This window comes from Candidatus Igneacidithiobacillus taiwanensis (assembly GCF_031962545.1).
Taxonomy (GTDB): Bacteria; Pseudomonadota; Gammaproteobacteria; order Acidithiobacillales; family Acidithiobacillaceae; genus Igneacidithiobacillus; species Igneacidithiobacillus taiwanensis.
Genome location: NZ_JAVRKK010000095.1, coordinates 1 through 8,814 on the forward strand (window position 1 = coordinate 1; position 8,814 = coordinate 8,814).

The following is an 8,814-nucleotide window of genomic DNA, read 5'->3' on the forward strand; positions in this document are numbered from 1 at the left end:
TAATGGCGCATTTGGCGTTGTCGATGATGATCCGATCAGGAATCCCACCGAACCACTGGAAGGCATGCCGGTGGCAGGCAAGCCACGTCATGACCTTCTGGTCCCAGACGATCTCGGCATACTGGTGCCGTGACCAGCAAAGCGTCATCACGAAAAACCAGGTCTTGCGGATCTCGCCGGTGGCGGGGTCTACCAACTCCGGGCCGGCACCGAAGTCCACCTGGGCAGCCTCACCGGGGGCAAAAGTGAGACGCATGGTGGCCTTGGGCAGCGTGGCTGGTGTCATCCGGCGGATCATCCGTTTGACAGCGGAGTAGCTGCCAGTGAAACCATGATTGCGGACCAATGCGGCGTGAATGGTGGTACCCTGAATGCCTTCCGCTACCCACCGAGCGATCTGGGCTGCAAAGGGCTTCAGGGAAGACCCATGCTGCGTTGATGCAGGCTGAGCCCGATGCTGCAGCGCGGCTGCCAGCTCCGCATCGTCTGGCAGAGGCTGATGGGCATCCAGCCAACCCCGCTGGGCAACGTCACGACGCAAAGCACCCAGCTTCTTACGGCCCATGAGGCCAGACCGGGCAATCTCCCGGTCCGTGTCCCCCTGGCGCATCCGTACCAATATCTGGCGAATGGTAAACATCTCGAACCTCCTGTTGCTCATGGTCACCTCCTCAAAAGCTGAGGACGATAACGGATCCAATCGAAGTTCGAGACCCTTATTCAGGCATCGTTGGTGGCGCCATTATGCCGACCCTGAAGTGGCGCCATTACAGCGACCCTCAGATGGCGCCATTATGCCGACCCTGGAGTGGCGCCATTATGCCGACCCTAGAGTGGCGCCATTATGCCGACCCTGAAATGGCGCCATATTGGTGGCCGCTGACAGCGCCATCCCGCAAGGCTTGCGTCTGCAGGCGCAGCATGCGCCGAATGGAGGCCAGGGCTTTTTCCGCCTGCCCCTCTTGCAGGATGCCGATGAGGGCGTTGATCAGGAGAACGGCGAGGATGACGCCCGCATCGAGAAAATGCCCGAGGGCCACGGTAACGACCAGGGCAGCGAGCAGGACGTAAATCAGGGGATCCTGAAATTGGCGAAGAAAACGCTGCAACCAAGTGGGGCCGGGGCGGGAGGGGAGACGGTTGGCGCCAAACCGCGCAAGCCGCTCGCTGGCCTCCGTCGAGTGCAATCCCGCAATCCGCGTTTCCAGCGCGCGCAAGACCTCGGTTTCGTCGAGACGATACACATCGACTGGCAGGTCGAACTCGCCCATCTCTACGCTCCCAGAGGCCCTGACAGCAGTATAAAAGAGGGAAAGCTCTTTTGCTACGCGCTTGCGGCGAGCAATTGCTCTACTTGTGCGGCCACCGGGCCCGACTCCAGCTCTTCCATGCAGCGGTGGTGTTGCCGCGGGCACTCGCGCTTACCGCAAGGGCTGCAGGAGATTTCCCGCCGGAGGATTTGCGCCCCAGGCGAGAGCGGGGGAGTCATGAGTGGCGAGGTCGGACCGTAGAGGGCGACGACTCGGCTACCAACGGCGCCGGCCACATGCATGAGCCCGGAATCGTTGCTTACCGTGACCGGCGCCAGGGACAAGAGATCGAGTGCTTGCAACAGGCTGGTGCGGCCGCCGAGATCGACGACGGCGGGCACGGCGGCGGCAATTTCGCGGGTGATGGGGGCATCCTTGGGGCTGCCAAAGAGCCAGACGGCATGTCCTGCCGCGACGAGCTCGGTAGCCAAACGAATCCAATGGCGCAGAGGCCAGCGCTTGGCCGGGCCGTACTCTGCTCCGGGTGCCAGGGCCACCGGCCTTGCAGTTGCAGGCAGACCGAGTTCCTTGCAGGCCAGATCGCGGGCGAGGGTGTCCACCTGCAGGCGCGGCGGCGGCAGGAAATGCGGATGGGGCAGGCGTGGCGGCAGACCAAGAGAAACATACTGGTCGACGGTACGTGGTAGCTTTCGACGCTGCAGGCGATGGGCGTCGTTGAGGAGCCAGCCGCGGAACTCGCGCTTGAAGCCACTACGCACGGGAATACGCAGCCAATAGGGGATGAGAGCGGACTTGAAGGTATTGGGCAAGCAGATGGCCCAGTCATACTCGATTGGACGCAGACGCTCGGCCATTGCCCGCCGTGCGGCCAGGCCTAGTCGTCCGTGCGGGATTTCTAGGGTATAGACTTGGCGCAGCTCGGCCATGCGCTCGCCCAGGGGGCTGCTCGCTGGCGGGGCAAGGAGATCGATCTGCACCCGCGGCCAGCGCCGGCGCATGATCTGGAACAACACCTGCGCCATGACCATGTCGCCTACCCAGGAGGGGCCAATCACCAGAACCTGTGCAGGGTCGTTGCTGCGTGCCAGGCGAGTCATACGCCCGCTGCCAGTGTGCACCCGGTCTTGCAAGTCCAGAGAAAATTCTTCCGCCTCGTTCACCACAGGTACCCCGCCAACATGACGAGCAATTCTACCGTAATCAGGACGATGATGATCCATTCCAAAATCGTTTCGCGCTCATGGCGGCTGGCGACAACGATTACCTCCAGCCCCTCACGGATGGCGTCGAGCTTTTCGTCGAGGGCGCGAAAACGGCTGGTCAATTCGAGATCGGCGGAAAGCTCCCGCGACAGCAATTCCAGGCCGGGCGTCTCCCAGACGATGTCGGGGTTATCGAGCACCGCCAGGCGAGAAAGGATCTCGGTGCGGGTTGCCGAGGTCGAGGCGAGAAAGCGCAAGTAACCGCCCCGCCGACCCGGCAGGCGGCCGCTGCGGGTCACTTCCGAGAGGAGGTTGAGGGTGGTTTCGAGGAGGTTTTCGACGGCCTCTTCGTGCATCTCCAAGGCCAAGCTCTGGGCGAGGCGCAGGGCCACAAGAAAGAGCCGTTCGTCGTCGATTTGCCGCAGCTGCACCGCCTCTTTGCCGACACCGTCGCGCTCGCTCAGGCGCAGCTCGATCTCCTCGACATTGACCTTGTCGACGACGGGAAAATGCGCCTGCACCGCTGCCATGATGCGTGCCTGCAAAGCCGGCCCCGCTTCATAAAAGCAAATGACCCCGGAGCGAAAGAGCACCACCCGTGTCTCGCCCTCGCGTAGCAGCCGGTGCGAGGGACCTTCGTAGACGCGCTCCATGTCGAAGCACTCAGCCCAACCCTTGAGCTGAATCTGTCGCACCGGCTGGATGGCATGCAGGAGGGTTTTCATGCGGGCAGATCAGGAAAGAGCTTGCCGGGATTGAGGATACCAAAGGGGTCGAAGAGTTCCTTGATGTGGCGCTGCAGCCGCAGGCTGACGGGGTCCAGCTCGCGGTCAACAAAGGCTCGCTTGACGCTGCCAATGCCATGTTCGCCGGAAAGAGTCCCTTGCAAGGCAAGGACTTTGCGGAATAGCCGATCGAGACCGCGCTGGGCACGCTGCATCTCGCCGTGGTCGGCAGGGTCCACCAAGAAATTGACGTGCAGATTGCCGTTGCCGGCATGCCCAAAGCTGACGATCTGCAGCCGCTCCTCGGTGGCAATGGCTTCGATCTCGGTCAGGAGTTCGCAGAGACGAGGCACGGGAACGACGACGTCTTCATTGATTTTGCGCGGCGCCATCGCCTTGGTGGCCAGCGACAGCGCCTTGCGTGCCGTCCACAGGGCGGCGATGGCATCGGGGTCTTGGCCCTGCTCCAATTGCAGCAGGCCAGCGCCGTCGAGGGCCGCCGCCATGCGAGTCAGTTGCCGGGGCAGGCTCTCGAGTTCGCCATCGACTTCCACCAGCAGCAGGGCTTGGGTCGCTGCCGGCAAGGACGCCGCCGCGCCCATGCTGCGCACCGCTTGCAGGGCACGAGCATCCATGAACTCGACGGCACTCGGTAGCAGGTCTTGCTGCATTACCCGGTTGACGGCGGCGCAGGCGTCGCGGCTGTGGGTGAAGGCGGCACGCAGCAGGGCGCGGCCAGCGGGGCGCGGCAGCAGGCGCAGCGTGGCTTCGGTGATGAGGGCAAGGGTGCCTTCGCTGCCCACCAACAGGCGGGTGAGATCGTAGCCGACCACCCCTTTGCTGGTGCGCACGCCGGTATCGAGGGTTTCCCCCCGCCCGGTCACCGCCCGCAAGGCGAGGACGTGATCACGGGTGACGCCGTATTTCACCGCATGCGGGCCGCCAGCGTTCATGGCCAAGTTGCCGCCAATGCGGCAATACGGGCTACTGCCGGGGTCGGGGAGATAGGCGAGGCCATCGCGGCTCGCGATTCGGTCGATTTCGCCGGTAATGCAGCCGCTTTGCACGCGAATCAGGCGCTCCGCCGGAGAATATTCGAGCACCTTTTGCATGCATTCAAAGGAAAGCACGGCACCTCCCTGCACCGGCAAGGCACCGCCCACATTCCCCGAACCCGCTCCGCGCGGGGTGAGCGGCAGCCGATGGCGGCCGGCGATGCGGACGATGGCCTGCACCTCCTCGTGGCTGTGCGGAAAAAGCACCACCGCGGGCAGATGCTCCTCTGGAGTATCGTCGCTACGGTAGAGGCTGCGGGTGGCGAGATCGTCGCGGGCACGTTCCGCACCCAGGCTGGCCTTGAGGGCGGCAATGGCGTCTTCGCTCATGGCTGGCGCTCACGAATCCGTGCCAACAGGGCGCTGGTGCTGCGCTGATGACGGAAGGGGATGCTCAGCACCCGCCCACCCCAGCCGAGCACCTCGGCGGCACCCACAATCTTCTCAACGGGCCAGTCGCCGCCTTTGATCAGCACATCGGGCCGCAGGGTTTCGATCAGGCGTAGGGGGGTGTCGTCGGTAAAGGAGGTGACGAAGTCGACAGCGGCGAGGCCGGCGAGCACCCCCTGCCGATCGGCCAGGCTATTGATGGGGCGATCGGCACCTTTGCCGAGTCGTCGCACCGATTCGTCGCTGTTGACGGCGAGGACCAGACAAGCCCCCTCTGCGCGCGCCTCGTGCAGGTATTGCACGTGCCCCCGGTGCAGAATGTCGAAGACGCCATTGCTGAAGACCAGGGGCCGCCGTGCGGCCACACGTGCGGCAAGTTGCCCCCAGTCGTTGATGATCTTGTCGTCGAGAGTTGCCGCCTGCGGTGTTGCTGCTTGCGCGTCGATGGCCGCGCAGAGGCTGTGGATGAGCAGCAAATGCGCTTCCTGGATACGCGCGGTGCGCTCGTGCGTTACCCGCAACTCGACGTCGCCCGGGCGCAGCAGCGGCGCCAAGGCGCCGCCATCCCGGCCGGTAAAGGCGAGGATCCACAGGCCGCGCTCCTGGGCGGCACGCACGGCAGCAAGGATATTGGCCGAGTTGCCCGAGGTGCTGAAAACCAGCAAGCCGTCTCCGGCTTGGCCCAGGGCCGCCACTTGGCGGGCAAAGACTTGCTCGTAGGCAAGATCATTGGCAATCGAGGTCAGCACCGCGCCGTCGCAGGCCAGGGCAATGGCTGGCAGGGGGCGCCGCCAACCCTCGAAGCGGTTGACCAGTTCCGAAGCAATGTGTTGGGCGTCCCCCGCCGAGCCGCCGTTGCCACAGCAGAGCAGCTTTCCGCCACCTTGTAGGGTCTGCCAAATCTTCTCTTCGGCGCGTCGGCAGGGTCCTGCCAAGGCGTCCAAGTCCGCCAGCAGGGCACGATGCTCTGCGAGTTGATTTTGCCAAAAAATGGAGGTCGTCATCGGTAGGGCACCTGAAAGGCGTCACGAATCCACTCGCCCTCTTCGTTGCCGTCAAAGCTCACCACGTCAAAGCGACAGGGCCAGCTCTGGTACTGGGGATGGCGCAGCAGATAGACCTGGGCGGCGCGGATGATGCGCTGTTGCTTGCGCGGCCCGATGCTGGCAGCGGCATTGCCCTGGCGATCGTGGGCGCGGCTGCGCACCTCCACAAAGACGAGGCTATCCCGGTCTTGGGCGATGAGATCGATTTCTCCCGAGCGACAGCGAAAATTCTGCTCCACTGCTTGCATCCCTCGCGCCTGCAACAGGGCCTGCGCCCGCGCCTCGTGGATCTTGCCTTTTTGTTGGGTTGGGGACGGCATCGCTCACGGCTCCGGCAGGGCGGGCAGAACCTCGATGTTGCCATTATGCCAACGTACCCAGCGTAGGTCGCGCTTGTTGTTCTCTTGCAAGGTATGCGGATCGCTGAGGGCCCCCGTTGGCGAGGCGCCTGCAGGCTTGGCGATATGCAGGATCTTGGCGACTAGGCCGTAAGCCTCGGCGCCGAGGCCGGCCATTCGCCATTGGGCGGCACTCGCCTGCGGCAGACTCTGGCGTACTGCCTGTGCTACCGGACCACCGGCAATTTGGGGATCGAAGACCCAAGGCGAACCCAAGGCATAGACCCGAGCATCGCTGATACTGGTGGACTGCTCTGCGGCAAAGGTGGGAATGCCTGCCAGCAGAATCGGCTGCGTCGTTTGGGCACGAATCGTGCTGATGATGTCGGCGAGGCGCTGCGCAGGAGCGACGAGAAAGACAAAAGTCTTGGCACCCAATGGTGCGACGCCGAGGGCTCGCTGCACGGCGCTGGCAGTGTCGCCATCGCGATAGTGCGCGACTCCCACCACGCTGCCGCCACCCTTCTTCCACGCCTCGAGAAAGGCCGCCTGCATGTCGGCCCCTTCGGCATCGAGGGGATAGAGCACGGCCGCCTGGCGATAGCCCGCCCGTAGCGCGTCTTCCGCCACTTGGCGAGCGGTCACCCGCAGGCTGATGTCAAAGTCGTAGACTCCGGGCTGCGAGTGGGGCTGTGCCGCCCCAAGGAGCAGAATGGGCGGATTACTCGGGTGTCTGGCGCCAAGCACGGCATTGATATCTTGCGGCAGTGCGGGGCCGACGAAGGCGGCGCAACCGGCCTCCACCCCGGCAGCGTATTCGGTGGCATTCAGGGCCGGATCGCTGCTGTCGCTCAATTGATAGATGGCTGGCCCCGCCTCTTGTTGCGCCGCGGCCTGCAGGCCTGCGACGAAGGCGGTGGTGTCGCTGGCAAAACGGCCGGAGGTGGGAAGCAGGGTACAAATGGCACCCCGTGCCAGAACCGCGGCACGGTTGTTGGCGCTGGCGTCGTCGTAATGGATATCGGGGTGCCCCGGATGTGCCTGCAGCCAGGCCGCAAAGGCGGCTTGCCGATTGGCAGGCTCAACGTGCTCGCGGGCAATGAGCGCAAACGCCAGCCATTCTTGCACCACCGGATCGCCACTGCGACCGCGCCAATTGCGCAGTTTTGCCGAACTCTGGGCGTCGAGGAGGGCATGAATGCGGCGGCGATTCTCGGCCTTGGCGACCCCGGTGAGCAGCGCGTCGCGCTTGACCAAGAAATCCAGGGCGGTGAGATCGTGATTCTCGGCCTCATAGATCTTTGCCAGCCTTCCCATCGCCTCGGCACGGCGCTCCGGGGAGACCGTGTCGATGGCGATCAAACTCGCCAGAGCGCCGCGCGCGAGTTTGGTCTGCCCATCGCGCTCATAGGCTTGCGCTTGTATCCAAAGAGCCTCGGCGCGTTGCGCGGGCTCCCGGCTCAGGCGTAAGACTTCGGCACTCAACAATTCCGCCACTTGTGGTCGGTTGCCCGCCAGCGAGGCCTGGGCAGCCTTGCTCAGATAGTCGAGCTGCTTGTCGGCGCCGCTTGCCGCCGCGGCTTCGATGTAGGCCTTGGCCGCGGCAAGATCCTTGCCTTGCGCCAGTAGCTGGTCGGCTTCCTGCGCCTGACTGATTTCGGCAACGGGTGCAGGCGCCGGCGCCGATGGGTGCTTGTGGCTCTCCTCCCCAATGGAGTGTGGCATACTGGCGCAGGCGCTGAGCAGCGCTGCCAGCAGCAGCGCCAAGGGCCAGCGCCCGAAGGTAGAGGCAGTGGAAAGGAAGCGTTTGAACATGGAAAGAGTGTAGGGAGAAGACCGCAGGTGCGCAATTAGATGGAAAGGGCAGAAATCACTCGTGGCCAGTTGGATATCGTCGCCACACCCATCGGCAATTTGGAGGATCTCTCGCCGCGCGCCCAGCGCGTGCTGCGCGAGGCCGACCGGATTTTGGTCGAAGATCGCCGCCACGCCCAACGCCTCTTTCAGAGCATCGGCCTGCAGCCGCGTACCGAGCCCCTGCACGAGCACAACGAGCGCGAGCAGATTCCGCGCATTCTCGCCTGGCTCGCCGCCGGTGAGCACCTGGCGCTGATTTCCGATGCCGGCATGCCGCTCATCTCCGATCCCGGCTATCCCTTGGTTAGCGAGCTCCGTCGGGCCGGCGTGCGGATTGCCGTCATCCCTGGTCCCTCCGCGCTCCTCGCCGCCCTTGCCTTGGCCGGGTTGCCCACCGACCGCTTCTGCTTCGAAGGTTTCTTGCCCGCCAAGAGCGGAGCGCGCCAACAGCGTTTACAGGAACTCGCGCAAGAGACCCGCACCTTGGTTTTTTACGAGGCACCCCATCGCATTCTGGATACCCTGCAAGAAATGTGCGATCGGTTCGGCGCCGAGCGCGGCGCGGTGCTGGCGCGCGAGCTGACCAAGCTCCACGAGGAGGGCATTGGCGAGAACTTGGGGGAAATTCTTGCCACCCTCAACGCCCACCCGGAGCGCCAGCGCGGCGAGATGTGTTTGGTGGTGGCCGGAGCGGCAGCCAGCGCAGCCGCGGAAGCCGATCTCGACCAGCTGCTGCGCCCCCTGCTTGCCGAGCTACCCCTGGCGCAGGCTGTGCGCATTGCCGAAGCACAAAGCGCCTTACCCCACCGCCGCTTATACCAGCGCGCCCTTGCCTGCATAAGTTCACAAACCTTTGGCACTTCTTTGGCGAGGGAGGAGTGCCATGCAGGTTCAACATGTCGGGTACCGGATCCGGGGGTTTTACCGGGT

The 8,814-nt window shown here is 64.2% G+C and carries 8 protein-coding genes and 1 pseudogene; 1 reads left to right on the forward strand and 8 read right to left on the reverse strand.

From position 1 onward, the window contains the following. From RTI30_RS10560 to RTI30_RS10595, 8 genes and pseudogenes are all read right to left on the reverse strand, one after another. A pseudogene (locus tag RTI30_RS10560) lies at positions 1-640 on the reverse strand (DDE-type integrase/transposase/recombinase); the annotation flags it as partial. Between the two features lie 202 nt (positions 641-842). Continuing rightward, positions 843-1,271, reverse strand: coding sequence for a cation-transporting P-type ATPase (locus tag RTI30_RS10565; protein ID WP_312283745.1), 429 nt, complete (start codon positions 1,269-1,271; stop codon positions 843-845). 53 nt (positions 1,272-1,324) lie between these two features. Further along, positions 1,325-2,491 (reverse strand): lipopolysaccharide heptosyltransferase II, encoded by a 1,167-nt coding sequence (gene waaF, locus RTI30_RS10570; RefSeq protein ID WP_312263287.1) that lies wholly within the window; start codon positions 2,489-2,491, stop codon positions 1,325-1,327. Beyond that, positions 2,428-3,198, reverse strand: coding sequence for an RMD1 family protein (locus RTI30_RS10575; RefSeq protein WP_312263286.1), 771 nt, complete (start codon positions 3,196-3,198; stop codon positions 2,428-2,430). The genes waaF and RTI30_RS10575 overlap by 64 nt, the downstream gene beginning before the upstream one ends. Then, the gene (locus RTI30_RS10580; protein WP_312263285.1) at positions 3,195-4,583 is read right to left on the reverse strand and encodes an FAD-linked oxidase C-terminal domain-containing protein; all 1,389 of its coding nucleotides are present in this window, start codon (positions 4,581-4,583) and stop codon (positions 3,195-3,197) included. The genes RTI30_RS10575 and RTI30_RS10580 overlap by 4 nt, the downstream gene beginning before the upstream one ends. Then, on the reverse strand, positions 4,580-5,647 hold the full coding sequence (locus RTI30_RS10585; protein ID WP_312263284.1) for an SIS domain-containing protein: 1,068 nt from the start codon (positions 5,645-5,647) through the stop codon (positions 4,580-4,582). Before RTI30_RS10585 ends, RTI30_RS10580 begins: the two co-directional genes overlap by 4 nt. After that, positions 5,644-6,009, reverse strand: a complete 366-nt coding sequence (locus tag RTI30_RS10590) for a YraN family protein (RefSeq protein ID WP_312263283.1) — start codon at positions 6,007-6,009, stop codon at positions 5,644-5,646. The genes RTI30_RS10585 and RTI30_RS10590 overlap by 4 nt, the downstream gene beginning before the upstream one ends. A gap of 3 nt (positions 6,010-6,012) precedes the next feature. After that, the gene (locus RTI30_RS10595; RefSeq protein WP_312263282.1) at positions 6,013-7,842 is read right to left on the reverse strand and encodes a penicillin-binding protein activator; all 1,830 of its coding nucleotides are present in this window, start codon (positions 7,840-7,842) and stop codon (positions 6,013-6,015) included. Positions 7,843-7,881: 39 nt separating this feature from the next. Between RTI30_RS10595 and rsmI the strand changes: the two genes are divergently transcribed. Next, positions 7,882-8,814 (forward strand): 16S rRNA (cytidine(1402)-2'-O)-methyltransferase (rsmI, locus tag RTI30_RS10600; RefSeq protein WP_312274856.1); only part of this gene is annotated, 933 nt, incomplete at its 3' end.

Coding starts and splice junctions, on each gene's coding strand:
- RTI30_RS10565 (WP_312283745.1), bottom strand. CDS start 1,271: ATGGGCGAGTTCGACCTGCCAGTCGATGTGTATCGTCTCGACGAAACC.
- waaF (WP_312263287.1), bottom strand. CDS start 2,491: ATGGATCATCATCGTCCTGATTACGGTAGAATTGCTCGTCATGTTGGC.
- RTI30_RS10575 (WP_312263286.1), bottom strand. CDS start 3,198: ATGAAAACCCTCCTGCATGCCATCCAGCCGGTGCGACAGATTCAGCTC.
- RTI30_RS10580 (WP_312263285.1), bottom strand. CDS start 4,583: ATGAGCGAAGACGCCATTGCCGCCCTCAAGGCCAGCCTGGGTGCGGAA.
- RTI30_RS10585 (WP_312263284.1), bottom strand. CDS start 5,647: ATGACGACCTCCATTTTTTGGCAAAATCAACTCGCAGAGCATCGTGCC.
- RTI30_RS10590 (WP_312263283.1), bottom strand. CDS start 6,009: ATGCCGTCCCCAACCCAACAAAAAGGCAAGATCCACGAGGCGCGGGCG.
- RTI30_RS10595 (WP_312263282.1), bottom strand. CDS start 7,842: ATGTTCAAACGCTTCCTTTCCACTGCCTCTACCTTCGGGCGCTGGCCC.